This is a genomic window from Bradyrhizobium sp. MI1.10, from assembly GCF_055811035.1.
Genome location: NZ_JBVVPN010000008.1, coordinates 168842 through 195125 on the forward strand (window position 1 = coordinate 168842; position 26284 = coordinate 195125).

Genomic DNA, 26284 nt, shown 5'->3' on the forward strand with positions numbered 1-26284 from the left:
CCAACTAGAGGCGTCTTGGCACAGCCGGGCGCCGGTGGGCAACTGCGAAGAGCAAGGGCACTGAGAACGCCGTGCTATGGACCTCGGGGCCGGCAGCCGTTAACTTCCGGCTTTCCCATGAGGTCCGACATGCTCAAGCTCTACTACGCCACCGGCACCTGTGCGCTCGCCACCTACATCACCCTGGAAGAAGCCGGCGCCGACTACGCGGCCGAGCGGCTGAGCTTCAAGACCAACCAGCAGAACAGCGCGGAGTATCTCGCGATCAACCCGAAAGGCCGCGTGCCCGCGCTGGTGACCGATCGTGGCGTCCTGACCGAGACGCCGGCGATGCTGGCCTATCTCGCGCAGACCTTTCCCAAGGCGAAGCTCGCGCCGCTCGACGATCCCTTCGACTTCGCCCAGGTGCAGTCCTTCAACTCCTATCTCTGCTCGACCGTGCACATCAACCATGCCCACAAGATGCGCGGCGCGCGCTGGGCGAGCGAAGAAAGCTCGTTCGCCGACATGAAGCAGATGATCCCAAAGACCATGGGCGCCTGCTTCGCCCTGATCGAGCAGAAGATGTACAAGGGACCCTGGGTGATGGGCGAGCAGTTCACGATCTGCGATCCTTATCTTTACACCCTGTCGACCTGGCTCGAAGGCGACAGCGTCGACATCAACACGACGCCGAAGATCGCCGATCATTTCAAGCGCATGTCCGACCGCCCCGCCGTGCGCAAGGTGATGGACGCGCAGAAGGCGTAGGAGCGCGGCAACGTTTTCCCCTGTCGTCCCGGGCAAGCGTCAGCGCAGACCCGGGACGACACTATTTGCTTTGACGTTGCGTCCTACCCAGCGCGCCCTTTCTTCTCCAATTCCCGTCCCGTCTCCAGCATCAGCCGCCTGAGCCAGATCGAGCCGGGATCCATCTGTGCGCGGGTCGGGTAGAACATGAACTGCTCGTCGATCCCGGGGTCGAGCGGTGGCGTCACCGTGACGAGGCCGAGCTGCTTGGACAGCGCCGCGATCAGCCGGCGCGGCACGAAGGCGACGAGGTCGGTGCGGGCGGCGACATGCAGCGCTTCGAGATAACCCGGGACCACGAGAGCGATGTGCCGGTCGATGCCCTTGGTCCGCAGCCAGGTGTCGATCAGGTCCTCGGGCTGGCCGCGGATAATTACTCCGACATGGCGCGCCGCCAGGAACGTCTCGCGCCGTTTCAGCTTCGCAGCCATGGGATGGCCGCGCCGCACTGCCAGCGCGTCCCTGTCGGTGTAGAGCAGCTGGCGATGAAAGCCCTTGAAGGCGTTGCCGATCGAGATCACGAGATCGATGGTGCGGGCGAACTCGGCGTGGAAGATCGCCGGTCCCCGCCACGGCACCACGTCGATCCGGACGTTGGGAGCGGCCTGCGTCACCTTTTCCATCAAGGGCGGCATCAACAGCTCGACCGCGAGGTCCGGCATCATCAGTCGGAATTGCCGCTCGCTGCGCGCCGCATCGAATTCATCCGATACGAACAGCCCGCGCACCTGATCGAGCGCCTGCGCCAGCGGCGCGCGCAAGGCTTGCGCCCGCGGCGTCAGCTCCATCCGCGTGCCTGTGCGTACCAGGAGCGGATCGCCAAGGATGTCGCGCAGACGCTGGAGCGCATGACTGGCCGCCGGCTGCGACAGCCCGATCCGCAAGGCGGCGCGGCTGACGCTGGCCTCGCGCAGCAGTGCGTCGAGCGCGGTCAGGAGATTGAGGTCGAGCGAATTCAAATTCATGAGGCGAATAGATATCATACCCACTATCGATTTGAAGAATTTAGAGCCGGCGGCGATGATCTCGGTGTTCTCACCGAGGGAGATGCCGCCATGAACGCGAGCGCCAACAAGAAACTGATGCAGGATATCTTTGCAGCCGCCGCCAGCCCCAATCCGGCTGCGCGCGACCGTGGTTTGTTCACCGAAAGTCTTGCCGACGACGCCAAATGGATCGTGACCGGCCAGTACTCCTGGTCGCGCACCTTTTCCGGCAAACAGGCGATCCTCAACGACCTGCACGGCTATGTGCGGACCCGTCTTGTCGACCGGACACGGACGGTCGCCCACCGCTTCATCGCCGACGGCGATGTCGTCGTCGTCGAAGCAAAGGGCGACAATGTTACGCCCGAGGGGGTGCGCTACGACAACGATTATTGTCTCGTGTTTCGGCTCGAGGACGGCAAGATCAAGGAGATCCGGGAATATTGCGACTCGGTGCTGACCGAGAAGGCCCTCGGCCCGTTTCCGCAAACGGCCGTGAGGGCCGCGAGCTGAGCGGATCGAGCGGCGTCGCGTCCGCCGACCGGTGCCGTCCGCCGCGGTCGGCGAGGGGCGGTCGGTCGCACAGGCCGGTAGACTGCAGCGGCATGCATGCCGCTGCGGGCTTCGGGCCAAAACCTTGCTCACCTGCCGATAAAATCAGCAGATGTTGTGCCGTCTGGCGCATGCGCGCGCGAAAAATTTGAAGGTTCAATTAACGAGTGTCGCCCATTGTGTCGCGGTGCAGCGTGGTTCGCGAACAACGCGACCCGCGGCTGCCGGGGTGGCGCGACAAATCGCCGGAGTTGTTCGTCCGCCCGAATTCACATGCTTCTGAGTGGACAGTGGGAATGCCGAGTTTTCGTTTGCGGATCAGGGGACGCCTGTACGCTGGTTTCATGGCCTTGGTGGCGGTTGGTCTTGTGATGGCGGTGGTCGCCATCTGGAATTTGCGGTCCGTCCAGGATCAGGTCGCAAAACTCTCCAAATTGTCGGACAGCACGGCGCGCATCCTGGAGATATCGACCCATCTTCAGGCCATCCAGCGGGCCAATCTGCGCTACATTTACGATGCCAACGAACCTGCGATGCGGGAGGCTGCCGAGCGAGAGACCGCGGCGACCGGGCTGTTGCAGCTCGGAGCAACGGGCACCCTCTCGGAGGAGCGGCGGAAGCTCTACAACGATCTGATCGCCGACATCGCCAAAATGAAAAGCCTGCGTGACAGTCTCGGCGACGCCGTCAACGAGGCGCGGACCGGCAAGGCGACTCTGTTGCCAAGTGGCGAAGAGCTGACCGTCAAGATGGCCAAGCTGGTCGATGTGGCCCGCGCCGCCGCCGACGACGACACGGTGTCGCTCGTCGCGGACCTCGAGTCCCGGGTTCTGTTGGTTCGAATCGCGAACTGGCGCTTCCTCGCTCTGCGCGACACCAACGGCCCCACCGCCTTCAGAACCAATGTCGACAGGGCGGTACAGCGGCTGGCAGCCGTCGAAAGGAGCCCGCAGGCGGCGGACCTTCGGTCGTCTCTGACGCCTGTGAAGACCGCGCTCGGTATCTACAAAGCCGCGTTCGAAACGACCTCCGCCGCGATGCTGCGGTCCGACGAGATCTACCACAAGGATCTCGCACCGCTCATCTCCGCGAGCATCGCCAAGCTCAAGGTCACGGAAACCACCTTGAAGGCGGATTACAACGATTCGCGCATGGCGGCCGATGCTGTGATCGACGGCACGACCTCGCTACAGGAGATCGCGGGCGGCCTCGCCGTCCTGTTCGGACTGATCGTCGCCTTCCTGACCGCCCGCAGCATCGTGGGGCCGCTGACCTCGATGACGCGCGCAATGGGGCTGCTTGCCGGGGGCAATCTCGCCGTCGAGATCCCCTCGCGCGGCAAGGCCGACGAGATCGGCGATATGGCCAAGGCGATCGACGTCTTCAAGACCAACATGATCGAGACCGAAAGGCTGCGCCATGAGCAGACCGCAACCGAGGCTCGGCAGGCCGAGGGCCGCAAGGCCGACATGGCCCGGCTCGCCAGTCAGTTCGAGCAGGCGGTGGGCGAGATCGTCGATACCGTATCCTCGGCATCGCAGGAGCTCGAGGGCTCGGCCGGCACCCTGACCGCGACCGCGAGGCGCGCGCAGGATCTCTCCACCGAAGTGCAATCCGCCTCCCAGGAAGCCTCGGCCAATGTGCAGGCGGTCGCCTCCGCGACCGAGGAATTGTCCTCCTCGGTGACGGAGATCGCGCGCCAGGTGCAGGAATCCGCGCGCATCGCGGGCGAAGCCGTCGGTCAGGTGAGCAAGACCAACGCGCGCGTCAGCGAGCTCTCCAAGGCTGCAGCCCGCATCGGCGACGTGGTCGAGCTGATCAGCACCATCGCCGGCCAGACCAACCTTCTGGCGCTGAATGCTACCATCGAGGCGGCGCGCGCGGGTGAAGCCGGCCGCGGCTTTGCCGTGGTCGCCTCGGAGGTCAAGGCGCTCGCGGAGCAGACCGCGAGGGCCACCGGTGAGATCGCCCAGCAGGTCTCGGGCATCCAGGCCGCGACGGAGGAGTCGGTCGGCTCGATCAGGGAAATCAGCGGCACCATCGAGCGGCTGTCGGAGATCTCGTCGACGGTTGCCGCCGCCGTGGAGGAACAGGGTGCGGCGACGCAGGAGATCTCCCGCAACGTCCAGCAGGCGGCCCAGGGCACGCAGCTTGTGTCGTCCAACATCGGCGACGTGCAGCGCGGCGCTTCCGAGACCGGCTCGGCCTCTTCGCAGGTGCTTTCGGCGGCACGCTCGCTGTCGGCCGACAGCAACCGCTTGAAGCAGGAAGTCGCCAACTTCCTGAACTCGGTCCACGCCGCCTGAGCATGAAAAGCAAAAGGCCACGCGCATGCGCGTGGCCTCGCATTGTGACGTGGTGCGATCAGGCGACTTTCGTCGTCATGTGCTTGAACATGTTGCTGCGGGCCTCGTCGTCCATCTCCGCCTTGAACGTGAACTTGTCCTTCAGCGCGATCGCGCGCGTCGCCGCGGGCCGGGCCGAGATCTCGTCCACCAGCCGCTTCACGTCCGGATATCGCGCGAAGGCGTCGTCGCCAAGCTTGAATGGCACCATCCGCGCCCAACCCCACAGCGCCATGTCGACGATCGAATAGTTGTCGCCGACCATGTAGCGGCGACCTTTGAGGTGACCGTCGAGAATCTTGTAATGGCGATCGGTCTCGAACTGGTAGCGGTTATGCGCGTAGTCGTGGTTCTGGTCTTTCGGCGCAAAATGCTTGAAGTGCACGGCCTGGCCCGAATACGGCCCGACGCCGGTGGCGACGAACATCAGCCATGACAGCATCTCACCGCGAACATTGGCGGCGGGCAGGAATTTGCCGGTCTTCTCGGCCAGATAGAGCAGAATGGCGTTGGAATCGAACACGATCGTGCCGTTGTCATCGATCGCCGGCACCTTGCCGTTCGGATTGATCTTCAGATAGTCCGGCGTGAACTGCTCGCCCTTGCGGGTGTCGATCTTCACCGGCTCGAAGGGCAGGCCGGCCTCTTCGAGATAAAGCGCGACCTTGGTCGGGTTCGGCGAACCGTTAAAATAGAATTTGAGCATCGGGCATCTCCCCTGTGTTTGTTGGCCGAGAGTGGAGGCAGCAACATGTCCGCAAGCGGCCTTGTCTTGCCTGAACCTTGTCGGGGAGGGCAACCGGCGAGTTTGCCGGGCGGTATCTGCGCGCGACGCAGATCAGCCGGCGTAACAAAGGCCGATCGCCGCCGTAATGACCATGGCCGCGCCCACAGCCTCGAGGCGCAGCCCGATCCGCGTGGCGATATGCATGTCGGAGGCCCGCGCCGCGCGCTCCGATCCGCGCGCATAGCCGTGAACGATGACGTCGTGATTGAAACTGTCATGGGCCTCGTTGCTGCTGGCGAGCCCGACACAGACCACGAGCACGCCGAACAAGGCGAGGCCGAAAAATCCCAGCAGCGCAATCAGGAACATCGGAAACATGCCGACCAGAAAGATCGGAAGCAGCGGCACCAGCAGCAATGTCTCGGACTGTCGTCGCATGGCTCGACCGGTCAAGACGGGGCGTAGACAGTCAATCTAGTCCCGGCCGTCGCGTCATTCAAGACGCCGTAGGGTGGGCAAAGGCGCAAAGCGCCGTGCTCACCAAACATCGCGGCGAGAATGGTGGGCACGCTTCGCTTTGCCCACCCTACAACATCACGGGAAGGCTACCCCGCCGCCATGCCGGCGCGGATCTCGGCGCGGAGCTCGTCGATCAGCTTGAGACCCTTCTTGGTCTCGATGTGCCAGAAGGTCCATCCGTTGCAGGCTTGCGCGCCTTGCGCCACCGCGCCCATGCGGTGAATGGAGCCGACCTTGTCGCCGAACATGATGGCGCCGTCGGCGCGGACCAGCGCGCCGAGCTTCTTCTTGGCGTCGAACAGCTTGGTGCCGGGCATGATCATGCCGCGCTCGATCAATTCCGAGAACGCAACCCGCGGCGCTTCGCGCGCCGTCATGAACGGGGCGAGGCTTGCCTCCGGCAACGGCTCGACCGCGGCGATGCGCGCTTGTGCCGCTTTCGCATAGGTCTTGTCGCGCTCGAAGCCGATATAGGAGCGGCCGAGGCGCTTGGCGACCGCGCCGGTGGTACCGGTGCCGTTGAAGGGATCGATCACGAGATCGCCGGGTTTGGAGGACGACAGCAGCACGCGTGCGAGCAGGCCTTCCGGCTTCTGCGTCGGGTGCACTTTCTTGCCATCGGCGCCCTTGAGGCGCTCCTCGCCGGTGCAGAGCGGGATCAGCCAGTCGGACCGTGCCTGCACGTCCTCGTTGGCGGCCTTCAGCGCCTCGTAGTTGAAAGTGTAGCCCTTGGCCTTCTCGTCGCGCGCGGCCCAGATCATGGTTTCGTGTGCGTTGGTGAAACGGCGGCCGCGGAAATTCGGCATCGGATTGGTCTTGCGCCAGACGATGTCGTTCAGGAGCCAGAAGCCGAGATCCTGCATGATCGCGCCGACGCGGAAGATGTTGTGATAGGAGCCGATCACCCAGATCGTCGCCGACGGCTTCATCGCGCGGCGGGCGGCGAGCAGCCAGGCGCGGGTGAAATCGTCATAGGCGGAGAACGAATCGAACTTGTCCCAGTCGTCGTCGACCGCATCGACATGGGATTCGTCGGGGCGCTTGAGATCGCCCTTGAGCTGAAGATTGTAGGGTGGATCGGCGAACACCAGGTCCACCGAACCAGCCTGAAGCTTCGACATCTCTGCGACGCAATCGCCGAGGACGATGCTGTGCGAAGGAGACTCAAAATTTGTGCGGGGCGCCCTTGCAGACGCCCCGCGACGCGACTCTACCATGACTCAAGAACTCTGACTCAGGCGACGCTGTCGGCGACGCGGGACCAAACAACCGACTGACCGTTACATTGAAGCGGCAAAGTAAAAATCGACTTAACCCGCCGCTTTCGTAAGCAGCCCTCGCATCGCGCCTCGCACGCGGTTCGCTCCGCGTATTCGCCGTGTTTTGCAGTGTATTTCGCGTTTCTTCGCGTTGCGGCTGTGATCGGAGCGCAAAAAGACTCGAAATTCCTCTCGGAAAAAATTGCTCGATGCCCGGAAAAAATTGCTGGCATTGCCATGCTGTCGCACTAGGCAATAATTGCCGAGCGGGATATTGATTAACGCAATGGAAATTTTACGTGCATGGTGCGTTGAGCTTTGCCGCCTTTGCGCCCAATTGATGCCAGCCAGGACCGAGGGAAGCCGCCATGCGCTACGATGATTTCCGCCGCAGCGACGACATCGAGGATCGTCGCGACGATGGTGGCGGGGGCGGTGGAGGAGGCGGGTTCGGCCTCCCCATGGGCGGCGGCGGGCTCGGGATCGGCACCATCATCGTGCTCGGCTTGGTCGGCTACGCCTTCGGCATCGATCCGCGCATCCTGATCGGCGGCGCCGAGATCCTCACCGGCGGCGGCCAGGCGCCGTCCTACCAGACCGATCGCCAGTCGTCGTCCAACGCCAAGCGCGGCGCGCCGACCGACGAGATGGGCAGCATGATCTCCGGCATCCTCGGCGAGATCGACGATCGCTGGAGCGAGATCTTCCAGGCCTCGGGCCAGTCCTTTACCGGTCCGAAGGTCGTGCTGTTCCGCAACGTCACCAATGGCGGGCGTTGCGGCCGGGCCGAGTCGGCGATGGGACCGTTCTATTGCCCGCCGGACAAGACCATCTTCCTCGACACCGGTTTCTTCCGCGAGGTCGAGACGCGTTTTCGCGGCTGCTCCGGCAAGTCCGCTTGTAACTTCACCACCGCCTACATCATCGCCCATGAGGCTGGCCATCACATCCAGAACCTGCTCGGCATCATTCCACGCGTGACGCGCCTGCAGCAGCAGGCCGGCAGCAAGGCGGAGTCGAATGCGCTCCAGGTGAAGGTCGAATTGCAGGCCGACTGCCTGTCCGGTGTCTGGGTCAATCGCGAGGCGAAGAAGCGGCCGAACTTCCTGGAGCCGGGCGACATCGACGCCGCACTCACCACGGCGAGCGCGATCGGCGACGACACGCTGCAGCGCCAGTCCACAGGCCGCGTCGTGCCCGATTCCTTCACCCACGGCTCGGCGGCGCAACGCAAACAGTGGTTCATGACCGGCTACCAGCAGGGCACCGTCCAGGCCTGCAACACGTTTGGTGGCGGACAGTAGGCTGACGGTTTCGTGCCCCCGGACGCAGCGCAGCATGTAACGCTGCGCTGCTGAGCCGGGGCCCATAACGCCGGCGCCTCTTCACGAGCATGGGTCCCGGCTCTGCGACGCACCGCTGACGCGCTGCATCGCGTCCGGGACACGAGAGGAAGTACAATGACCTCCATCGACGAAACAAAACAATTCGTCCCGCTCAACATCGCAGTGCTCACCGTGTCCGACACGCGCGTGCTCGCGGATGACAAATCCGGCCAGACCTTGGCCGACCGTCTCACCGCGGCCGGCCATCATCTCGCCGCGCGCGAGATCGTCACCGACGACGTCGAGGCGATCCGCACCGTCATCCGCCGCTGGATTGCGGACGCAGGCGTCGACGTCGTCATCACCACCGGCGGCACCGGCTTCACCGGGCGCGACGTCACGCCGGAGGCGATCGAGCCCTTGTTCGAGAAGCGCATGGACGGTTTCTCGATCGCATTCCACATGCTGAGCCACGCCAAGATCGGCACGTCGACGATCCAGAGCCGCGCCACGGCCGGCGTCGCGGGCGCAACCTACATCTTCTGCCTCCCAGGTTCGCCCGGTGCCTGCCGCGACGGCTGGGACGGCATCCTCAAAGCCCAGCTCGATTACCGCACGCGTCCCTGCAATTTCGTCGAGATCATGCCGCGGCTGGACGAGCATCTGCGTCGGCCGAAGGCCCAGGGCGCGACGGTGTAGGGGTCCGCGTTGGCGCGCCATTCTTCCCTTCCCCCTTGTGGGGGAAGGTGGCATAGGCCGCCTTGGGCCGCCGTTCTTAAAGAACGCCGAAGCGAAGCTTCGGCTATGGCGCCGGATGAGGGGTATCTATCGGCACGGAATGTGCCGAAGCAAACCCCTCACCCAAGTGGGCTTGTGTCTACCAGCGTCGCTGCCCTCTCCCGCAAGGGACGAGGGCGCATTCATGCGCATCTCGCTCGTTGCGAAATAGTCAGAGATCCCGCTCCCAGGTCTCGCCGATCAGATCGACACCGAAGCTGTGGTGCTTCTCTTCCTTCACGAGCTTGAAGCCTGCACTTTGATAGATGCCACGCGCGGCGACCAGGATGCTTTGCGTCCACAGCGTCATCTTGCTGTAGCCCCTCTCGCGCGCACCCTGGATACATTGCTGGACCAGCGCGCGGCCGACACCGAGTCCCCGCGCCTTCTTTTCCACCTGCAACAGGCGCAGCTTGGCAATCTCGTCCGTAGCCTTGACCAGAAAGATCGAGCCGACCGGCTCGCCGCCCACTTCCGCAATCCAGCAGTGCTCGCGGGCGACGTCATAGTTCTTGATGAACTGTGCGCAGATCTCGGCGACCAGGGCCTCGTAGCTGATATCCCAGTTGTAGTCGGCCGCATAGGCGGCGGCCTGCCGGGAGATGACCCAGCCCATGTCGCCGACGCGATGGCTGCGCAGCATGAAAGCCGCGGGCTGGCTTCGACGCTCCAGCACGGCCTCGATGGTCGCCATAGCCTGCGTGAGCCGCGTTGCATCGCTGGCCGAAAGCTGAGCCAGCATTGCGGCGACCTCATTTTGCGAGCTCAGGTTCAGCTTGGCAAAGGTCTGGCGACCCTTGGCGGTGAGGCTGAGCTGGTATTGCCTGCGATCCGCAGGCAGGGGCCTGCGGGTGATCAGGCCCTTTTCGTCGAAGCTTTGGACTATGCGGCTGAGATAGCCGGGGTCGAGGCCAAGCTCGTTGCCGATCTCCTTGGCGGCAAGGTCGTCCCGTTGTGCGAGCTCGTAGAGCACGCGGGCCTCGCTGAGCGAGAACGGGCTCTTTCCAAGGTGCTGGTCGAGCACGCCAAGTTTGCGGGTGTAAAAGCGGTTGAAGGCGCGGACCGCTGCGATGTGGTCGTCGGTACCGTTAAATGACATGGGTCACCTTGATACTTGCCATTGTCAAACAATTATTTGACTTTGGCAAGTATCGAGAGTGTTAGCCGACCATGACGATCCGACTGCGCAGCATGATCCGCGACGAGCGGCCGAGCCGCCGCAGCAGCCGCGCCTCGGAGCGGCGGGCTTGGGGCGCGTAGCCGCCGATGCGGTCGTAGTGATCACGCGCGATCAAAAGTCCCTGATCGCCGAAGGGACCGACGAGCTTGCGCATCAGGGCCCAGAGAATATCGCGGAAGCCGGCATCGGCGTAGGGCGAGCGGGCATAGCGGAAGACGGCCGCACGATCCCGGCCGCTGGTCGAGACGGACTGAATGAACTGGGTGGTTTCCTCGATCCAGCCGGTTTCCAGCACAGCGCCCGCAGGGAGGAACATCAGCCAGGACGAACGGGCCTGGAGTGCGCCGGCGGCGAGCGCGGCGCCTTGCGTGGATCCTTCGAAGCCGATGAAACGGCAGCCCGCGACGTCGGCAACGCGCTCGATGACGCCATTGCGGGTGCCGTCGACCAGGAGCACTTCCCGGATGATGCCTGCGGCGGCACCGGGTACCAGCGCGGCCAGAGTGGCGACCGCCGTCTGCTCGACGCCTTCGGTCGGAATGATGACGCTCAGCATGATTGAGGCTTCAGTGTCCACACTTCGGGAGAAGCGTAGCTCATTATGAGGGCGTCATAAAACATGTGGCGCTGCCGAGCAACTTTCCGGCCGCGCTTCGGGTATACGATGGTAAACCGCTGCAGCTGTCGCATCCAAATGTGTCCCGTACGGGGCGGCGATATTGCCGAATGTGTCGCCCCAAGCCTGTCCTGTCCGTATTAGTCCGGAGACGAACCGCAACATTGCGAGGCGCGCCGGCCGTTCGTAAATCCTGCAAGAGGAGGATGCGATAGCGGGAGAACGGGAAAAACCGTGCAATGGTGCTGCTGACGAGGCTTTGAATGAACGCCGATCAACTTGCTGTTAACTCGCCGGCAACATCTCCCAGGCCGGACGGCGCGCCGACCTTGCGGATCCGCGCCGTGATGCTGGGTGAACGCATCAATCCCTCCGGACTCGAAATGGGCGCGACAGTCTCCTCGATGCCGGCCGCCTTCCGCGTCCATGCCGGCCTTGCGGTCATCTTCCGCTACGGCGTCGTGGTGCTGATCGGTCTCCTCCCTTCGGAGGAGAAAGTGCTGATCGACAGCCTGAAGCCCCGCGTGATCGGCGAGTTCAGCCCCTACGAGGAGGAGATCGCGCATGCGCAACTCTGCAAGGACGAAAGCGCCGAGGCTATCCAGCCGGGCGGCCCGATCTGTCTCGCCAAATTCTCCGACGACCGGCTGCTGCTGATCGCGGACGCGCTTGCCAAGAGCACTTCGCTCGCACGTGACGAGCGCCGCGTCGCCGCCGTCTTCGACGTGATCGAGCCATTTGCGCGCAAGCTCGCCGAGCAGGGCCGCACGCCGCCCCGGCGCAAGGGCATCTTGCAATTGATCGGCAATGCGCTTCTCGTCCAGCAGCGCGTCGCCGGCCGTGTTGCGGTGGCCGAGAAACCCGACGTGCTCTGGGAGAAACCCGAACTCGACCGGCTCTATGCCCGCCTTGAAGACGAGTACGAACTGAAGGAGCGCCTGGACACGCTCGAGCGCAAGCTCGCCGCCGTGTCCGCGACCGCCAACGCACTTACCGACATCATCGATACCCAGCGCTCGCTCCGCCTCGAAATCGCCGTGGTGGTGCTGATCGTGATCGAGGTCGCGATCGGGTGTTTCCAGATTTGGTCGGGGACGCATTAGAACGCGCGGGCCGCTGGATCAATTTATCCCGCGAGCGAGATGCTCGTGACTGCGCCCGCGCCCCCTTGCGGGAGAGGGCAGCCCCGCAAGGAGACACAAACTTACAGGGGTGAGGGGTATGTCTCCGCATACTCACATGCATACGTGAGCGACGAAAGAACCCCTCATCCGGCGCTTCGCGCCACCTTCTCCCGCAACGGGCGAAGGGAAGCGACGCCGACGTACGCCGTTGATCACGAGCTGACGGCCCGCAGCACCGCCGCACAATGCCGCGCGATCATCAGTTCCTCATTCGTTGGAATGACGAAGACATCGACTGCGCTATCGCCATCGTTGATGCGCTCGCGCGCCGCCTCATTCGCAGCGGCATCGATGCGCACACCGAGCCAGTCGAGACGCTCACCGATCGCGCTGCGGATTTCCCCGGCGTGTTCGCCGATGCCGCCGGTGAAGACCAGGCAGTCCAGCCCGGCAAGCGTTGTCGCCATCGCCGCCACCTCCTGCGCGGCGCGGAAGGTGAAGAGCTCGACCGCCTCCCGTGCCGCAGCTTCGCTGCTCGCAAGCAGCGTGCGCATATCCGAAGCGATGCGGGAGACGCCGAGCAGGCCCGATTCGTGATAGAGCAGGTGCTGGACATCTTCGACCGACATTTTCTCGTGCTGTTGTAGATAGAGCAGCACGCCCGGGTCGATCCTACCGCAGCGCGTGCCCATCACCAGCCCGTCGAGCGGCGTCAGTCCCATCGTGGTGTCGATGCTGCGGCCGTCGCGCAAGCCGCACAGGCTCGCGCCGTTGCCGAGATGCGCGATCACAGTGCGCTTCGCCACGAGTTGCGGCGCGATTCGGGCGAGCCGTCCCGCGACATATTCGAACGAGAGGCCATGAAATCCGTAGCGCCGAACGCCGCGCTCTTCATAACGTCTCGGAATGGCGAAGCGGCTGGCGGGCGGCGCAATGCCGTGGTGGAAAGCGGTGTCGAAGCAGGCGATCTGCGTCAGGTCGGGCCTTATCGCCGTGATGGTGCGGACCGGCGCCAGGCAGCGCGGCTGGTGCAGCGGCGCCAGCGGCGTCATCGCTTCCAGCTTTGCGGTGATATCGTCCGTCAGCTCGACCGGAGCGGAATAGTCTAGACCGCCATGGACGACGCGGTGGCCGACAGCGCGCAAGCGATGGTCCCCGAAACGATCCTCGATGAAGCCGAGCACGTCGGCGAACAGATGATCGCTGTCCGCATCCGATGCTTCCCTCCGTTTCTCGAACAGGTCCTCGCCCACGGAGCCCTTCACGACGAGCCGCGGCTTCGTCTCGTCCTCGTCGAGCAGGCCCTTGCAGAGCAGGGTGGGCTCGGCCGCCGAGATCTCGAACAGGCCGAATTTGACGCTCGACGATCCCGAGTTGAAAACGAGTACCGTGTTCGACATGGCTGCTGTCAGTCGCCTGCCTGCGCCGGCGTGTTGCCGCCGGCGCTGTTCTGCCAGACCCATTCCTGGATTTCCGGCATGTCCTCGCCGTATTCGCGCACATAGCGCGAATGCTCGATCAGCTTGTCGCGGAATTGCTGCTTCACCTGCGCCGCCTTGGTGGCCAGTCCCGGCACGCGCTCGATCGCCTCGATCGCGAGGTGATAGCGGTCGAGCTCGTTGAGCACGACCATGTCGAACGGCGTCGTCGTGGTGCCTTCCTCGGCAAAGCCGCGGACGTGCATGCCGGCGTGGTTGGTGCGGTTATAGGTCAGCCGGTGGATCAGATAGGGATAGCCGTGATAGGCGAAGATCACCGGCTTGTCGCGCGTGAACAGGCCGTCGAAGTCGCGGTCGGACAAACCGTGCGGGTGCTGCTCCCTGGGTTGCAGCGTCATGAGGTCGACAACGTTGACGACACGGATCTTCAGCTCGGGCAGCGCCTTGCGCAGCAGGTCGACGGCGGCGAGTGTTTCCAGTGTCGGCACGTCGCCGGCGCAGGCCATCACGACATCGGGCTCGCCATTCGCGTCTTCCGTGCCGGCCCAGCTCCAGATGCCGATGCCGGCGTCGCAATGCGTGGCCGCCTCCTGCATCGACAGCCATTGCGGCGCCGGCTGCTTGCCGGCGACGATGACGTTGACGCGGTCATAGGTGCGCAGGCAGTGATCGGCGATCCACAGCAGCGTGTTGGCGTCCGGCGGGAAGTAGATGCGGACGATGTCGGCCTTCTTGTTGGCGACGAGATCGACGAAACCGGGATCCTGATGGCTGAAGCCGTTGTGGTCCTGACGCCAGACATGCGAGGTGAGCAGATAGTTGAGCGAGGCGATCGGTCGCCGCCACGGCAGATGCCGGGTCACCTTCAGCCATTTGGCGTGCTGGTTGAACATGGAATCCACGATGTGGATGAATGCCTCGTAGCAGGAGAAGAAGCCGTGCCGGCCCGTGAGCAGATAGCCCTCTAACCAGCCCTGGCAGAGATGCTCGCTCAGGACTTCCATCACGCGTCCGTCCTGGGCGAGATGCACGTCGTAAGGTTTTGTCGGCTCCATCCAGACGCGTTCCGTGGCCTCGAACACCGCATCGAGCCGGTTTGACGCGGTCTCGTCCGGACCCATGATGCGGAAGTTGCGGGCCTCGGCGTTGAGGCGGATGACGTCGCGCAGGAATTTCCCGAGCTCGCGGGTCGCCTCCGCCACGACGCCGCCCGGCTGAGTTACCTCGACGGCGAAGCTGCGGAAGTCCGGCAGCTTCAGCTCCTTCTTCAGAAGGCCGCCATTGGCGTGCGGATTGGCACCCATGCGGCGATTGCCTTCGGGCGCGAGCGCCTGGAGCTCGGCAATCAGCGCGCCGTTGGCGTCGAACAGCTTTTCCGGCTCGTAGCTGCGCATCCAGTCTTCGAGAATCTTCAGATGCGCCGGATTCTCGCGGCAGTTCGCGACCGGCACCTGATGCGCCCGCCAAAAACCTTCGACCTTCTTGCCGTCGACTTCCTTGGGGCCGGTCCAGCCCTTCGGGCTGCGCAGCACGATCATCGGCCAGCGCGGGCGTTCGATGCTCTTGCGGCCGTCGCGGGCGTGCTGCTGGATCGACCGGATGCTGGCGAACGCGACATCCAGCGCGTCCGCCATGGCCTGATGCATCGGCTTGGGATCGTCGCCCTCGACGAACAGCGGCTCGTGGCCGAGCCCGCGGAACAGATTGCGGATCTCGTCGTCGCGCATCCGCCCGAGCACGGTCGGATTGGCAATCTTGTAACCGTTGAGATGCAGGATCGGCAGCACCGCACCGTCATGGGCGGGATTGAGGAACTTGTTGGAGTGCCAGGACGCGGCGAGCGGGCCGGTCTCGGCCTCGCCGTCGCCGACGACACAGGCGACGATCAGGTCGGGATTGTCGAAGGCCGCGCCATAGGCATGCACCAGCGCGTAGCCGAGCTCGCCGCCTTCGTGGATCGAACCGGGCGTTTCCGGCGCCGCGTGACTCGGGATGCCGCCGGGGAAGGAGAACTGTCTGAACAGCTTGCGCAATCCGTCGGCATCGCGCGCGATATCGGGATAGATCTCGCTGTAGCTGCCTTCGAGATAGGTGTTGGCGACCATGCCGGGGCCGCCGTGGCCGGGACCGCAGACATAGATCACGCTCAGGTCCAGCGCGCGGATGACGCTGTTGAGATGGGCGTAAATGAAGTTCAACCCGGGCGTCGTGCCCCAATGGCCGAGCAAACGCGGCTTGATGTGCTCGGGCCGTAACGGCTCGCGCAGCAGCGGATTGTCGAGCAGGTAGATCTGCCCGACGGAGAGATAGTTCGCGGCGCGCCAGTAGCGGTCGAGCAGATCGAGGTCGCTGCTCGCTGCGGCCAATTGTTGTTGATTTGTCATGTTCCTGCCGACCTTCACCCGGGATCGTCACCAACCGAGTTCCGGCGAGATCGATCCTTCGGCAGCATCAAACGGGATCGCCGTGACGCCACTGTTGCGTGAGGTCAAAAGCGGGCGCGCGAAGTTTGGGCAGCTCTACTGTGCATGGGGTTGTTTTCACGTTTTTTGTTTGTGTTCTTGATTTGTTCCTTTGGCGTGCTATCTTGGCTTCATGAGTCCAGCATCCTCTCATGCTCTCAAGCACCCGCCGGTCACGGCGCCCTCCGAGCCGGCGGGTGCGCCTTCTGACTTCCCTGAGTTGGCGGTCGCCATCGACCGCCAGCGCAGGCGAGGCCGGGGCGCGCAGTCCAACGCCAGCGGCCGGTTCGAGGCCGAGGCGCGCGTCGCATTCGACGATGGCTGGCAAAGCCTTGAAGAACTGCCTCCGTTCAAGACCACGGTCGGGATCGACACCTCGCGCAAGGTGATTACCCGCAACGATTCTCCCGACATCGGCTTCGATCGTTCGATCAATCCCTACCGCGGCTGCGAGCACGGCTGCGTTTATTGCTTCGCGCGGCCGACCCATGCCTATCTCGGCCTGTCGCCGGGGCTCGACTTCGAGTCGAAGCTGTTCGTGAAGCCCGAGGCGCCGGCGCTGCTCGAGAAGGAGCTTGCAGCGCCGGGCTACGAGCCGCGGATGATCGCGATCGGCACCAACACCGATCCCTATCAGCCGATCGAACGCGAGCGCAAAATCATGCGCGGCATTCTGGAGGTGCTGGAGCGCGCCGGCCATCCCGTCGGGATCGTCACAAAGTCGGCGCTGGTGACCCGCGACATCGACATTCTCGCGCGCATGGCCAAGCGCAACCTCGCCAAGGTCGGGATCTCCGTGACCTCGCTCGATCCGAAATTGGCGCGCACCATGGAGCCGCGGGCGTCCACGCCGCCGAAGCGGCTGGAGGCGCTGAAGCAGCTTTCCGAGGCCGGCATTCCGACCACCGTCATGGTCGCCCCCGTCATCCCCGCGCTGAACGATTCCGAGATCGAGCGCATCCTGGACGCCGCCGCTCATGCCGGCGTCAAGGAAGCCTCCTACGTGTTGCTGCGGTTGCCGCTCGAGGTGCGCGATCTCTTTCGGGAATGGCTGATGGCGAACTATCCGGACCGCTATCGCCACGTCTTCACGCTGATCCGCGACATGCGCGGCGGCCGCGACTACGACGCGAAATGGGGCGAGCGCATGAAGGGCACCGGTCCGATGGCCTGGACCATCGGCCGCCGCTTCGAGATCGCCTGCGACAGGCTCGGGCTGAACAAGCGGCGCTCCAAGCTGACGACGGATCATTTTGCCAAGCCGAAGCGGAACGGCGATCAGCTCAGCCTGTTCTGAGGGACGAAGTGGGAGAGGCGTCGTATGAGTCAGGAACTGCCAGCTCCAATCCCGCGGCTCACCGTCATCACGCTGGGCGTGAATGATATCCGCGCCAGTATTGCCTTTTACGACGCGCTCGGGTTTTCGCGCCGGCTCAAGGTGACCGGTGAGGCCGTTGCGTTCTATGACACCGGCGGTCCGGTGCTCGCGCTGTTTCCCTGGGACCAACTCGCGGTCGACGCCAGATTGCCGGATCATCCGAGGCCATCGACGTTCCGCGGCATGACGCTCGCTTGGAACTGCCGCGCGCGTGAGGAGGTGGATGCGGTGCTGGCTTTCGCCATCGGCAAGGGAGCCGCGCTGCTGAAGGCCGCGCATGAGACCGATTACGGCGGCTATTCCGGCTATTTCGCCGATCCTGATGGCCATCCATGGGAAGTCGTGGTCGCACCCGGCATCGACGTCGGCGAGGACCGGCGGGTGCATCTGGCGGAATAGGGCGGCTGGCTTGAATCTTGAATAGCGGGAATTGTCCGAGGTTCCCGGTTGCGCAGGCCGTGCCGCTTGCGCACGATCCCCGCCATGATTCGGGATCAGTCCGCCAAGAAGCCGGCCAAAGGTGCGCCCAAGAAGGCTGCGCCTGAAAACAAGAAAGCTGCGCCCAAAAAAATCGCCAAGGCGCTGGCCGGCACAAAGAGCGCCATCATCGTCGCCCCAAGCTTCCGCCGGGAGCGCGCGCTGATGAAGCGCGGCGTCTGGCCGGTGGCGGGCTGCGATGAGGCCGGGCGCGGGCCGCTGGCCGGTCCTGTGGTGGCTGCGGCGGTGATTCTCGATCCCGACCGCATCCCGCGCGGCATCGATGATTCCAAGCGCCTGACGGCCGAGGAGCGCGAAAGACTGTTCGACAAGATCTGCGCGACCGCCCAGGTCTCGGTGGCCGTCGCCTCGCGCTCCCGCATCGACCGCGACAACATCCTGCGCGCCTCGCTGTGGGCGCTGAAGCGCGCCGTGGTGGCGCTGCCCGAGCAGCCCCGGCACGTCTTCGTAGACGGCCGCGACCGGCTCGACACGGAATGCGATTGCGAGGCCGTGATCGGCGGCGACGGCATCGTCCTGTCGATCGCAGCGGCCTCGATCATCGCCAAGGTGACGCGGGACCGCCTGATGTGCGCGTTGGCTCAGGACTGTCCCGGCTACGGTTTCGAGCAGCACAAGGGCTACGCTGTGCCCGAGCACCTCGACGCGCTCAACCGCCTCGGTCCCACCGTCCACCACCGCAGCTTCTTCGCCCCCGTCGCCGCCGCCCGCGCCAAGCACATGCCCTGGACGGTCGAGCCGGCACAGGATCTGTTTGCGGTGACCGAGATCGAGCTGCAGGTGGACACGAGCCTGGAAGTCGACGCGTCGGCAAATCTCTAGACGAGACTCGGTTGCCACGACGCGCCGCGCCCTCTATCAAAATAGTCGTGAGCGAATAGGGCCGGCTTCACGGGTTGGCTGCATCTTTCGGACGTTGCATGCGGTTTACCTCCCTGGTCATCGAGCTCATTCGCGCGCGGCCGCGGCTGATCGTCTGGATCGCCGTGCTGCTCCAGGCCGCGATGTGGCTGCTCGTGGCGCTGGTGTTTTATCGCAGCCCGCCCGGCAGCCTCGCGACCCTGCTGGCGTTCGGCCGCGAATACCAGGTCGGCACTGATTTGGGCCCGCCCTTGCCGGTCTGGCTCGCCGACATCGCCTATCGCGCCGCCGGCGGCCACGTGTTCGGCGTCTACGTCCTGGCGGAGCTCTGTGGGGTCGCGACCTTCATCGCGCTCTATCATCTGTCCCGCGCGGTGGTCGGCCCCCAGCAGGCAGTGCTGGCCGTGCTGCTGACCATGACGCTGCTGGCCTTCTCCTCGCCCGCACTCGACTTCGGCCCCCTGGTGCTGGCGCGGCCGCTCTGGGCGCTGCTGCTGCTGCATTCCTGGCAGATCATCGGACAGCGCCGCGGCAATGCCTGGTTCGCCTGGTCGATCGAGGCGGGCCTCTTGCTGCTGACGACGCCGGCTGCGATCTTCTTCTTGCTGCTGATCGTCGTCTTCGCGCTCGCAAGCGCGGACGGCCGCCGCACGCTGCGCGCATTCGACCCACTGTTTGCGCTGGTGGTCGTCGCCGTGCTGGCATTGCCCTATGCCGTCTGGCTGATGCGCGCCGAGGTGCTCGTCCTGCCGGCCTTGCCTGAGGTCGCCCAGCTCAATGCCCGCGCGCTGCACGCGGCCTGGCTGCTCGGGGGGCTCCTGCTCGGTGCGGCGGCGATCCCGGCGCTGACGGTCCTCAACACCGGCCTGTTCGTTCCCAAGAGCGAGGAGGCGCCGATCATCTACCGCCCGCCGGTCGAGCCGCTCGCGCGCAACTTCGTCTATTTCTTCGCGCTGGCGCCGCCACTCGGCGCGGTGCTGATCTCCGGCCTGCTGGGCCTCGACGCCGTCGTCGGCGGCGCCGGCGTCGTGCTGGTGTTGTCGGGGCTTGCCGTGGTCGTGGGGGCCGGTGATCTCATCGCGATGCGCCGCGCGAGGATGCTGCGGATGGTCTGGGCGGCCGCCGTCATCGCGCCCGCAATCGGCGTCGTGCTCGCCGTCCTGCTCCTGCCGTGGACCGGTGCCAACGAGATCGCGACCTCGATGCCGGCGCGCGCGATTTCGGACTTCTTCGACGAGAGCTTTGCCCGTCGCACCAATCATCGCCTGCGCGCGGTCGCCGGCGAGACCCAGCTTGCGAGCCTGATCACGCTGCATTCCGGCCGGCCGCATCTCTTCATCGATGCCGAGCCCGCGCGGACGCCTTGGATCAATCAGGCCAAGTTCAGCGAGACCGGCGGCGTCGTGGTCTGGCGCGCCTCTGATACCGGCGGCACTCCGCCGCCGGACATCCTCGCGCGCTTTCCCGGCATCGTCCCGGAAGTCCCGCGCGCCTTCGAATGGCTGGTGACCGGACGCCAGCAACTGCTGCGCATCGGCTGGGCCATCGTGCGGCCGAAGGGGACTTAGTCGCTCGCCCTTTCCCTCGTCATTGCGAGGAGCGCTTGCGACGACGCAATCCAGAGTCCGCGGAAAGATTCTGGATTGCTTCGCTGCTCTCGCAATGAGGGAGAGAGGTCGTACGACTCCTCACGCGCCCGCCAGCACCTTCGCGATCGCGCGCAGATCCTGCCAGGCCAGCCGCTTGTACGACGGCGAGCGCAGCAGATAGGCGGGGTGGAAGGTCGGCAGCGCGCGGATGGTGCGCGCGCCCGTCTCGTAGTCGAACCAGCGGCCGCGGGTGCGCATGATGCCTTCGCGGGTCGACAGCAGCGTCTGCGTCGAGGGATTGCCGAGCGTCACCAGCACATCCGGATTCACCAGCTCGATCTGGCGCTGGATGAACGGCAGGCAGATTTGCGTCTCCTGCGGCGTCGGCGTGCGGTTGCCGGGCGGCCGCCAGGGGATCACGTTGGCGATGTAGGCCGTGGTGCGGTTGAGGCCTATGGCTCCTATCATCAAATCGAGCAGCTTGCCGCTGCGCCCGACGAAGGGCAGCCCCTCGATGTCCTCGTCGCGGCCCGGTGCCTCGCCGACGAACATGATGCGCGCCTGCGGATTACCGTCGGCGAAAACCAACCGTGTCGCGGTGTGCTTCAGCGCGCAGCCGTCAAAGCTCTGCATCAGCTCGCGCAACGCCTCCAAGGTCGGCGCGGTGCGTGCGGCCTCGCGCGCCGAGGCGATTGCGACGTCGGGCGCGGGCGCAGCCTCGCCGCGCAACACCGCGGGCGCGGCGACCGGCCGTGGGGCCTCGAGCGGAGGTGGGGCGCGCGGGGCCGGAGGTGGAGCATCCAATTCCGCCAGGCGGTCGATCGGTTCCTCCGCGAGCGTGCAATCGACTCCGGCCTCCAGATAGAAGGCGAGAAGCTCTCGGACCGTGGGTGCGGGTTCTGGGATCATTGGAAAGTCTGACTATTAGTCCAGTTTGGGGCGCCTTGCACCCCGGCGAAACGCATTTCCGAGGTTGTCCTACCCGGAAAAATCGGAAACAAGAGGGCGCAATCGACCAAGGACCGTCTCAAGGGCTGAGATCAGATGAGCACCGAAGAACTTCCCCCGCGCGAATCCATGGAATTCGACGTCGTCATCGTCGGCGCCGGCCCCTCGGGCCTGGCTGCAGCGATCCGGCTGAAGCAGATCAATGCCGAACTCAATGTCGTCGTTGTGGAGAAGGGCTCCGAGGTCGGTGCGCATATTCTCTCCGGCGCCGTGATCGACCCGGCCGGGCTCGACAAGCTGATCCCGGACTGGCGCGAGGATTCCGATTGTCCTCTGAAGACCCAGGTGAAGGACGATCGCTTCTACTGGATGACGGGCGGCAGCGCGATCAGGCTGCCTAACTTCATCATGCCGCCGCTGATGGACAATCATCACTGCTATATCGGCTCGCTTGGCAATGTCTGCCGCTGGCTGGCGCGCAAGGCAGAGGCCCTCGGCGTCGAGATCTATCCGGGCTTTGCCGCCGCCGAAGTGCTCTATGACGAGCAGGGCGCGGTGAAGGGCATCGCCACCGGCGACATGGGCATCGGCCGGGACGGCAAGCCGAAGGACTCCTTTACCCGTGGCATGGAATTGCTCGGCAAGTACACGCTGTTCGCGGAAGGCGCGCGCGGCAGCCTGACCAAGCAGCTCATCGCGAAATTCGCGCTGGATACCAAGAGCGAGCCGGCGAAGTTCGGCATCGGGCTCAAGGAAGTCTGGCAGATCGATCCCGCCAAGCACCAGAAGGGCATGATCCAGCATTCGTTCGGCTGGCCGCTCGATCTGAAGACCGGTGGTGGCTCGTTCCTCTATCACTACGACGACAACCTCGTTGCCGTCGGCTTCGTCGTGCATCTCAACTACGACGACCCGTATCTGTCGCCGTTCGACGAGTTTCAGCGCTTCAAGACCCATCCGTCGATCCGCTCTACCTTCGAAGGCGCCAAGCGGCTCGCTTATGGCGCGCGCGCCATCACCGAGGGCGGCTATCAGTCGGTGCCGAAACTCAGCTTCCCCGGCGGCGCGCTGATCGGCTGCGCGGCCGGCTTCGTCAACGTTCCCCGCATCAAGGGCGTGCACAATGCGATGGGCACGGGCATGCTCGCCGCCGAGCACGTCGCGTCCGCCATTGCCGCCGACCGTGCCAATGACGAGATCGTCGACTACGAGAACGCCTGGCGCTCCTCCTCGGTCGGCAAGGATTTGTTCCTGGTCCGCAACGTCAAGCCGTTGTGGTCGAAGTTCGGCACCGTGCTCGGCGTTGCGCTCGGCGGCTTCGACATGTGGTGCAACACGCTGTTCGGCGGTTCGCTGTTTGGCACCCAGTCGCACGCGAAGCCCGATCGTGCGACGCTCGATCCGGCCAAGACCCACGCGCCGAGGACCTACCCGAAGCCGGACGGCAAGATTTCCTTCGACAAGCTCTCGTCGGTGTTCCTGTCCAACACCAATCATGAGGAGGACCAGCCGGTCCATCTCAAGGTCACGGACATGAACCTCCAGAAGACCTCCGAGCACGACGTGTTTGCAGGTCCCTCGAATCGTTATTGCCCGGCCGGCGTCTATGAGTGGATCGAGGAAGGTTCGGGCCCGCGCTTCCAGATCAACGCCCAGAACTGCGTTCACTGCAAAACCTGCGACGTGAAGGACCCCAACGGCAATATCACCTGGGTTCCCCCGGAGGGCGGCGGCGGTCCGAACTACGAGGCGATGTAGGCGGGGATCAGCAAGCCACGATCCATGTGGCCAAGGCCCCAAGTGACCAATATTGCGTGACCTTGGCCGTGTGACGCACGTTCGCGTGAGAACCCGGCCGCGGTCGCGGTCCGTGGTCACGATAAGGCCATACTGGCGGCGTCTTGGGGCGCTCTTGACCAATCACTTGGCCGATTTGGACCGTGCGGAGGGGATCGCCCGGCCCGAATCCTTGCGGTGAAGCGCCAAAAGCGGCATTGTCGGCCCGACGGTTCCGGGTCCCCATGCCACCGGCCGCGTTCGCATGCGATACGGCCTTCTGCAAACCCAGGCACTACCAACTCAAGGCGAGCCCCGATGCTTTCAAATCGTTTCAACCGTTGGACTGTTGCCGCCATTGCCCTCATGGGCACAGCGATGGCGATGGTCCCCGGCGCGGTCCTGGCGCAGACGCCGGACCATCCGTCCGACACGGCGGCGCAGTTTCCGACCCGAAACGATCTGAAGGCGCTGACCACTTCCGGCAGCTATCTCGCCGCCCGCCACGCCAGCGTCGAGCGCGACGCGGCCTCCGCCGCCGCATTCTATCGCTCGGCCCTGCGCACCGATCCCAAGAACAACGAGCTGCTCGACCGCGCCTTCATCTCCTCGGTTGCCGACGGTGACATCGACGAAGCCGTCAAGCTCGCCGAGCGCATCCTGACCATCGACAAGACCAACCGCGTTGCGCGCCTCGTCGTCGGCGTGCACGATCTCAAGTTCAAGAAGTACGCGACCGCGCAGACCAACATCAACCAGTCGATCCGCGGTCCGATCACCGATCTCGTCGCCACGCTGCTGTCGGGCTGGGCCGCCTATGGTGCGGGCGATGCCAAGGGCGGTGTCGCCACCATCGACAAGCTGGCCGGTCCGGAATGGTATCCGCTGTTCAAGGATCTCCACGCCGGCATGATCCTCGAGCTCGCCGGCAAGGAGAAAGACGCGGGCACCCGGTTCGAGCGTGCCTACAAGCTCGACGATTCCATGCTGCGCGTCACCGAGGCCTATGCGCGCTGGCTGTCGCGCAACAAGGACTCGGCCGCCGCGACCACCGTCTACCAGGCTTTCGACAAGAAGCTCGCCCGCCACCCGCTGATCGTGGAAGGGCTGCGCGACACCAAGGCCGGCAAGAAGATGCCGCCGCTGGTCGACAGCGCGCAAGCCGGCGCCGCCGAAGCGCTCTACGGCATCGGCGCCACGCTGACCCGCCGCGGCGGCGAGGATCTGGCGCTGGTCTATCTCCAGCTCTCGCTCTACCTCCAGCCCACCCATCCCCTCGCGCTGCTCTCGCTCGCCGATCTCTATGAATCGGTGAAGCGGCCGCAGATGGCGATCAAGGTCTATGAGCGGGTGCCGTCGTCCTCGCCGCTCAAGCGTAACGCGCAGATCCAGCTCGCCATAGATCTGGATTCCGCCGACCGCACCGACGAGGCGATCAAGATCCTCAAGGGCGTCACCACTGAGGATTCCAAGGATCTCGAAGCCATCATGGCGCTCGGCAACATCGAGCGCGGCCGCAAGAAGTTTGGCGAATGCGGCGCGACCTATTCGCAAGGCGTCGACGTGCTGCCGGCCGGCAACGACAAGGCCAACAGCGTCTGGTACTATTATCGCGGCATCTGCGAGGAGCGCTCCAAGCAGTGGAGCAAGGCCGAAGCCGACATGAAGAAGGCGCTCGAACTGCAGCCCGACCAGCCGCACGTCCTCAACTATCTCGGCTATTCCTGGATCGACCAGGGCATCAATCTCGACGAAGGCATGAAGATGATCAAGCGGGCGGTCGAGCAGCGCCCGGACGACGGCTACATCGTCGACTCCCTCGGTTGGGCCTATTACCGCATCGGCAATTACGAGGACGCGGTGAAGAACCTCGAGCGCGCCATCGACCTCAAGCCCGAGGATCCCACCATCAACGATCACCTCGGCGACGCCTATTGGCGCGTCGGCCGCACGCTGGAAGCCAAGTTCCAGTGGGCGCACGCCCGCGATCTCAAGCCCGAAGCGGATGAGCTTCCGAAGATCGAGGCCAAGATTGCCAACGGAATGACCGACGACAATTCGAACTCCTCGGCTGCGCAGGCGGAGAAGGAGAAGAAGAAGGACGACGGCAAGGGCGGCTGAGCGAGTTGAAGTTGGGGGCGTGTCGTCTATGCCGGCGTTGATTGAAGAAGGGCGCGCGAAGGTCAATCTGAGCCTTCGCGTGGTCGGCCGTCGTGCCGACGGCTATCATGATCTCGAAAGCGTGGTCGCCTTTGCCGACTGCGCCGACCGGCTCACGCTGGAGCCCGGCGGCGAGCTGAAGCTCACCACGACGGGGCCGCTCGCGTCGGCCTGCGGCGATATGGCCGACAACCTCGTGTTCAAGGCGGCCAAGCTCCTGGCCGAAGCCATCCCGAACCTGAAGCTGGGCGCCTTTGCGCTCGACAAGGTGCTCCCGGTCGCTGCCGGCATCGGCGGCGGCTCGGCCGACGCCGCTGCCGCGCTGCGGTTGCTGGCGCGCCTCAACGATCTGTCGCTCGACGACCCGCGGCTGCAGAAGGTTGCGCTTGCGACCGGCGCCGACGTGCCGGTGTGCCTGTTCTCGCGCGCCTGCGACATGACCGGTGTCGGCGAACAGCTGCTGCCGCTGGCGTTGCCGAGCATGCCCTGCGTGATGGTCAATCCGCGCGTGCCGGTCGCGACCAAGGACGTGTTCCAGGCGCTGGGCCTGCGCAACGGCGAACTCCTGGTCGGCGCCACCTCCGTCCTCAACGCCCCGGCCTGGCCGGGCGAGGGCGCCTCCATTGCCGATTGGGTCGACACGCTCGAGACCGTCGCCAACGATCTCGAAGCCCCCGCGATGCGCATCGAGCATGTCATCGGCGACGTGCTGGACGCCTTGCGTGGCTCCTCCGGCGTCAAGCTCGCCCGCATGTCCGGCTCGGGTGCGACGTGCTTTGCGATCTATGGCGCATTTGCCGAGGCGCATGCCGCCGCTGAGAAGATCCGCAGGGATCACTCCGGCTGGTGGGTGCACGCGGGGACGCTGAGCTAGGTCTTTCCCGACGACGGTGCCGTAGCCCGGATGGAGCGAAGCGTAATCCGGGATGGTTCGGCTGCGGCGGTCCCGGATTACGCTACGCTCCATCCGGGCT

The 26284-nt window shown here is 64.8% G+C and carries 22 protein-coding genes; 13 read left to right on the top strand and 9 right to left on the bottom strand.

The annotated features are described in order from the left end of the window. The first annotated feature begins 129 nt into the window (after positions 1 to 129). Positions 130 to 750, top strand: a complete 621-nt coding sequence (locus AC0L3K_RS11255; protein ID WP_354162122.1) for a glutathione S-transferase family protein — start codon at positions 130 to 132, stop codon at positions 748 to 750. A gap of 83 nt (positions 751 to 833) precedes the next feature. On the opposite strand, the gene AC0L3K_RS11260 is transcribed toward AC0L3K_RS11255, so the two are convergent. Further along, entirely contained in the window at positions 834 to 1754 is a 921-nt protein-coding gene (locus AC0L3K_RS11260) for a LysR family transcriptional regulator (protein ID WP_473365991.1), read from the bottom strand. A gap of 90 nt (positions 1755 to 1844) precedes the next feature. Here AC0L3K_RS11260 and AC0L3K_RS11265 point away from each other — a divergent pair, with 90 nt between their 5' ends. Then, positions 1845 to 2288, top strand: a complete 444-nt coding sequence (locus AC0L3K_RS11265) for a nuclear transport factor 2 family protein (protein ID WP_219684697.1) — start codon at positions 1845 to 1847, stop codon at positions 2286 to 2288. 335 nt (positions 2289 to 2623) lie between these two features. Further along, positions 2624 to 4633 (top strand): HAMP domain-containing methyl-accepting chemotaxis protein, encoded by a 2010-nt coding sequence (locus AC0L3K_RS11270; RefSeq protein WP_473365992.1) that lies wholly within the window; start codon positions 2624 to 2626, stop codon positions 4631 to 4633. Between the two features lie 58 nt (positions 4634 to 4691). Here AC0L3K_RS11270 and AC0L3K_RS11275 read toward each other — a convergent pair whose 3' ends face one another. The 3 genes from AC0L3K_RS11275 to AC0L3K_RS11285 all read right to left on the bottom strand — a co-directional run bounded on the left by AC0L3K_RS11275 (position 4692) and on the right by AC0L3K_RS11285 (position 7135). Continuing rightward, entirely contained in the window at positions 4692 to 5378 is a 687-nt protein-coding gene (locus AC0L3K_RS11275; RefSeq protein ID WP_007594996.1) for a glutathione S-transferase family protein, read from the bottom strand. A gap of 132 nt (positions 5379 to 5510) precedes the next feature. Next, positions 5511 to 5837 carry a hypothetical protein gene (locus AC0L3K_RS11280; RefSeq protein ID WP_007594994.1) on the bottom strand — a complete coding sequence of 109 codons (327 nt, stop codon included), beginning with the start codon at positions 5835 to 5837 and terminating at the stop codon, positions 5511 to 5513. Between the two features lie 167 nt (positions 5838 to 6004). After that, complete coding sequence (locus AC0L3K_RS11285) at positions 6005 to 7135, bottom strand: site-specific DNA-methyltransferase (RefSeq protein WP_007607106.1); 1131 nt, start codon at positions 7133 to 7135, stop codon at positions 6005 to 6007. A 410-nt stretch (positions 7136 to 7545) separates the two neighbouring features. On the opposite strand from AC0L3K_RS11285, the gene ypfJ reads away from it, so the two are divergent. Beyond that, entirely contained in the window at positions 7546 to 8481 is a 936-nt protein-coding gene (ypfJ, locus tag AC0L3K_RS11290) for a KPN_02809 family neutral zinc metallopeptidase (RefSeq protein WP_007594991.1), read from the top strand. A gap of 156 nt (positions 8482 to 8637) precedes the next feature. Beyond that, positions 8638 to 9201 (top strand): molybdenum cofactor biosynthesis protein B, encoded by a 564-nt coding sequence (gene moaB, locus AC0L3K_RS11295; protein ID WP_007594989.1) that lies wholly within the window; start codon positions 8638 to 8640, stop codon positions 9199 to 9201. A 250-nt stretch (positions 9202 to 9451) separates the two neighbouring features. Here moaB and AC0L3K_RS11300 read toward each other — a convergent pair whose 3' ends face one another. Beyond that, positions 9452 to 10378, bottom strand: coding sequence for a bifunctional helix-turn-helix transcriptional regulator/GNAT family N-acetyltransferase (locus AC0L3K_RS11300; protein ID WP_354127375.1), 927 nt, complete (start codon positions 10376 to 10378; stop codon positions 9452 to 9454). Positions 10379 to 10439: 61 nt separating this feature from the next. Next, positions 10440 to 11015: a glycosyltransferase family protein gene (locus tag AC0L3K_RS11305; RefSeq protein ID WP_007594985.1), complete on the bottom strand. Its 576-nt coding sequence runs from the start codon at positions 11013 to 11015 to the stop codon at positions 10440 to 10442. 323 nt (positions 11016 to 11338) lie between these two features. Here AC0L3K_RS11305 and AC0L3K_RS11310 point away from each other — a divergent pair, with 323 nt between their 5' ends. Next, positions 11339 to 12178: an RMD1 family protein gene (locus tag AC0L3K_RS11310; protein WP_007594984.1), complete on the top strand. Its 840-nt coding sequence runs from the start codon at positions 11339 to 11341 to the stop codon at positions 12176 to 12178. 233 nt (positions 12179 to 12411) lie between these two features. On the opposite strand, the gene AC0L3K_RS11315 is transcribed toward AC0L3K_RS11310, so the two are convergent. Both AC0L3K_RS11315 and AC0L3K_RS11320 read right to left on the bottom strand, forming a co-directional pair. Continuing rightward, the gene (locus AC0L3K_RS11315; RefSeq protein WP_473365993.1) at positions 12412 to 13599 is read right to left on the bottom strand and encodes an acetate/propionate family kinase; all 1188 of its coding nucleotides are present in this window, start codon (positions 13597 to 13599) and stop codon (positions 12412 to 12414) included. A gap of 8 nt (positions 13600 to 13607) precedes the next feature. Beyond that, on the bottom strand, positions 13608 to 16022 hold the full coding sequence (locus AC0L3K_RS11320) for a phosphoketolase family protein (RefSeq protein ID WP_473365994.1): 2415 nt from the start codon (positions 16020 to 16022) through the stop codon (positions 13608 to 13610). Between the two features lie 211 nt (positions 16023 to 16233). Between AC0L3K_RS11320 and AC0L3K_RS11325 the strand changes: the two genes are divergently transcribed. The 4 genes from AC0L3K_RS11325 (at position 16234) to AC0L3K_RS11340 (ending at position 20405) form a co-directional block, all read left to right on the top strand. After that, complete coding sequence (locus tag AC0L3K_RS11325) at positions 16234 to 17397, top strand: PA0069 family radical SAM protein (RefSeq protein ID WP_007594981.1); 1164 nt, start codon at positions 16234 to 16236, stop codon at positions 17395 to 17397. Positions 17398 to 17421: 24 nt separating this feature from the next. Next, complete coding sequence (locus AC0L3K_RS11330; protein ID WP_007594979.1) at positions 17422 to 17877, top strand: VOC family protein; 456 nt, start codon at positions 17422 to 17424, stop codon at positions 17875 to 17877. 84 nt (positions 17878 to 17961) lie between these two features. Further along, positions 17962 to 18798, top strand: coding sequence for a ribonuclease HII (locus AC0L3K_RS11335; protein WP_473365995.1), 837 nt, complete (start codon positions 17962 to 17964; stop codon positions 18796 to 18798). 98 nt (positions 18799 to 18896) lie between these two features. Continuing rightward, entirely contained in the window at positions 18897 to 20405 is a 1509-nt protein-coding gene (locus tag AC0L3K_RS11340; protein WP_473365996.1) for a glycosyltransferase family 39 protein, read from the top strand. Positions 20406 to 20525: 120 nt separating this feature from the next. Here the strand turns inward: AC0L3K_RS11340 and AC0L3K_RS11345 are convergent, their stop codons facing one another. Further along, complete coding sequence (locus AC0L3K_RS11345) at positions 20526 to 21335, bottom strand: uracil-DNA glycosylase (protein WP_473365997.1); 810 nt, start codon at positions 21333 to 21335, stop codon at positions 20526 to 20528. Between the two features lie 135 nt (positions 21336 to 21470). Here AC0L3K_RS11345 and AC0L3K_RS11350 point away from each other — a divergent pair, with 135 nt between their 5' ends. The 3 genes from AC0L3K_RS11350 (at position 21471) to AC0L3K_RS11360 (ending at position 26184) form a co-directional block, all read left to right on the top strand. Then, positions 21471 to 23132: an electron transfer flavoprotein-ubiquinone oxidoreductase gene (locus tag AC0L3K_RS11350; RefSeq protein ID WP_473365998.1), complete on the top strand. Its 1662-nt coding sequence runs from the start codon at positions 21471 to 21473 to the stop codon at positions 23130 to 23132. A gap of 336 nt (positions 23133 to 23468) precedes the next feature. Next, entirely contained in the window at positions 23469 to 25271 is a 1803-nt protein-coding gene (locus tag AC0L3K_RS11355) for a tetratricopeptide repeat protein (RefSeq protein ID WP_473365999.1), read from the top strand. A gap of 28 nt (positions 25272 to 25299) precedes the next feature. Beyond that, a complete protein-coding gene (locus AC0L3K_RS11360; protein ID WP_473366000.1) occupies positions 25300 to 26184 on the top strand; it encodes a 4-(cytidine 5'-diphospho)-2-C-methyl-D-erythritol kinase in 885 nt (294 codons plus the stop codon). The last annotated feature ends 100 nt before the right edge of the window (positions 26185 to 26284 follow it).

Bases quoted from the DNA above. Each gene is read 5' to 3' on its own strand.
- AC0L3K_RS11255 (WP_354162122.1), top strand. From the start codon at position 130: ATGCTCAAGCTCTACTACGCCACCGGCACCTGTGCGCTCGCCACCTAC.
- AC0L3K_RS11260 (WP_473365991.1), bottom strand. From the start codon at position 1,754: ATGAATTTGAATTCGCTCGACCTCAATCTCCTGACCGCGCTCGACGCA.
- AC0L3K_RS11265 (WP_219684697.1), top strand. From the start codon at position 1,845: ATGAACGCGAGCGCCAACAAGAAACTGATGCAGGATATCTTTGCAGCC.
- AC0L3K_RS11270 (WP_473365992.1), top strand. From the start codon at position 2,624: ATGCCGAGTTTTCGTTTGCGGATCAGGGGACGCCTGTACGCTGGTTTC.
- AC0L3K_RS11275 (WP_007594996.1), bottom strand. From the start codon at position 5,378: ATGCTCAAATTCTATTTTAACGGTTCGCCGAACCCGACCAAGGTCGCG.
- AC0L3K_RS11280 (WP_007594994.1), bottom strand. From the start codon at position 5,837: ATGCGACGACAGTCCGAGACATTGCTGCTGGTGCCGCTGCTTCCGATC.
- AC0L3K_RS11285 (WP_007607106.1), bottom strand. From the start codon at position 7,135: ATGGTAGAGTCGCGTCGCGGGGCGTCTGCAAGGGCGCCCCGCACAAAT.
- ypfJ (WP_007594991.1), top strand. From the start codon at position 7,546: ATGCGCTACGATGATTTCCGCCGCAGCGACGACATCGAGGATCGTCGC.
- moaB (WP_007594989.1), top strand. From the start codon at position 8,638: ATGACCTCCATCGACGAAACAAAACAATTCGTCCCGCTCAACATCGCA.
- AC0L3K_RS11300 (WP_354127375.1), bottom strand. From the start codon at position 10,378: ATGTCATTTAACGGTACCGACGACCACATCGCAGCGGTCCGCGCCTTC.
- AC0L3K_RS11305 (WP_007594985.1), bottom strand. From the start codon at position 11,015: ATGCTGAGCGTCATCATTCCGACCGAAGGCGTCGAGCAGACGGCGGTC.
- AC0L3K_RS11310 (WP_007594984.1), top strand. From the start codon at position 11,339: ATGAACGCCGATCAACTTGCTGTTAACTCGCCGGCAACATCTCCCAGG.
- AC0L3K_RS11315 (WP_473365993.1), bottom strand. From the start codon at position 13,599: ATGTCGAACACGGTACTCGTTTTCAACTCGGGATCGTCGAGCGTCAAA.
- AC0L3K_RS11320 (WP_473365994.1), bottom strand. From the start codon at position 16,022: ATGACAAATCAACAACAATTGGCCGCAGCGAGCAGCGACCTCGATCTG.
- AC0L3K_RS11325 (WP_007594981.1), top strand. From the start codon at position 16,234: ATGAGTCCAGCATCCTCTCATGCTCTCAAGCACCCGCCGGTCACGGCG.
- AC0L3K_RS11330 (WP_007594979.1), top strand. From the start codon at position 17,422: ATGAGTCAGGAACTGCCAGCTCCAATCCCGCGGCTCACCGTCATCACG.
- AC0L3K_RS11335 (WP_473365995.1), top strand. From the start codon at position 17,962: ATGATTCGGGATCAGTCCGCCAAGAAGCCGGCCAAAGGTGCGCCCAAG.
- AC0L3K_RS11340 (WP_473365996.1), top strand. From the start codon at position 18,897: ATGCGGTTTACCTCCCTGGTCATCGAGCTCATTCGCGCGCGGCCGCGG.
- AC0L3K_RS11345 (WP_473365997.1), bottom strand. From the start codon at position 21,335: ATGATCCCAGAACCCGCACCCACGGTCCGAGAGCTTCTCGCCTTCTAT.
- AC0L3K_RS11350 (WP_473365998.1), top strand. From the start codon at position 21,471: ATGAGCACCGAAGAACTTCCCCCGCGCGAATCCATGGAATTCGACGTC.
- AC0L3K_RS11355 (WP_473365999.1), top strand. From the start codon at position 23,469: ATGCTTTCAAATCGTTTCAACCGTTGGACTGTTGCCGCCATTGCCCTC.
- AC0L3K_RS11360 (WP_473366000.1), top strand. From the start codon at position 25,300: ATGCCGGCGTTGATTGAAGAAGGGCGCGCGAAGGTCAATCTGAGCCTT.